The organism is Mesorhizobium sp. B2-4-15 (assembly GCF_006658505.1).
GTDB lineage: Bacteria > Pseudomonadota > Alphaproteobacteria > Rhizobiales > Rhizobiaceae > Mesorhizobium.
Map to the genome: position 1 here is coordinate 1 of NZ_VFUZ01000059.1, position 1,050 is coordinate 1,050.

Here is a 1,050-nt window from a genome sequence, read left to right on the forward strand (position 1 = left end):
CAGTGTGGCGATGCCGTAGGTGCCGGTCTTGGTGTAGGTCGCCCCGCCATTGCTGGTCGCCCAGCCATTGCTGGTCAGCGCCGTGCCGTCGTAGACAGCCGCGTCGCCGGCGTCCACATCGCCCTTGGTCAACGCGATGCTGGCCGAAGCCGTGCCCGCGGTACCCACACCGGCTTCCACCAGTTGTGCGCTCTGCGCGCCAGCGGTGACCGTCGGGTTGTCATTGGTGCCGGTTACCGAAATCATCAGCGTCGTTGTGTTGGACACTGCGTTGAATGGATCCTTGTCAGTGTAGGTGAACGTGTCTACCGCTGTGACTCCAGCAGCGAGGCTGTTGGCGTTGTCCGCCACGTAGTTGTACGAGCCGTCGGCATTCAGCGTTAGGTGACCGTAAGTGCCGGAGAGCGAACTCCCGACTCCCAAGCCCTGCGTTACTGCGCCGGTGCCCGCAACCACACCGGATACCACCAGCGTGTTGTTAGCATTGTCGACGTCGCTGTCGGCCACCGATCCACCTGTGGTGCCCCTGATCACGCCATTAGCAGCAGACACAGTGAGGGTCGCGTCTTCCAGTACTGCTCCGGTGTCGGCATTGGCAACAGGCGAGTCGTCGGTGCCGGTGATGGTGATGGTGACGAGCTGGTCGACCGTGCCGCCGTGTCCGTCGGCGATGGTGACGGTGAACGTCTCGGTCGCGGTCTGGCCTTGCGCCAGATAGTCGGTTGCGTCGTCGGCGACCGTGTAGGTCCAGGTCACCGTGCCGTTGCCGGCGCCCGTCGCCGTGTCGCTCACCACCGGCGTCAGCGTGCCGCCCAGCGTGTTGGTGGCGGCCGGGGCGGCCGACACCGTGTGGGTGTCGATCAGATCGACGTCGTCGAAGGTGATGGTGCCGGTGGTCGACAGATTGCCGAGCACGACGTCGGTGTCTTCGGTCACCGCGCCGGTCGCGTCGGCCGCCGAAATCGTCGGGTCCTCGTCGGTGCCGGTGATGGTGATGGTGACGAGCTGGTCGACCGTGCCGCCGTGTCCGTCGGCGATGGTGACGGTGAA

The 1,050-nt window shown here is 65.3% G+C and carries 1 protein-coding gene; it reads right to left on the bottom strand.

What is annotated here, in order from left to right:
* Positions 1–1,050 (bottom strand): VCBS domain-containing protein (locus FJ930_RS29900; protein WP_210245394.1); only part of this gene is annotated, 1,050 nt, incomplete at both ends.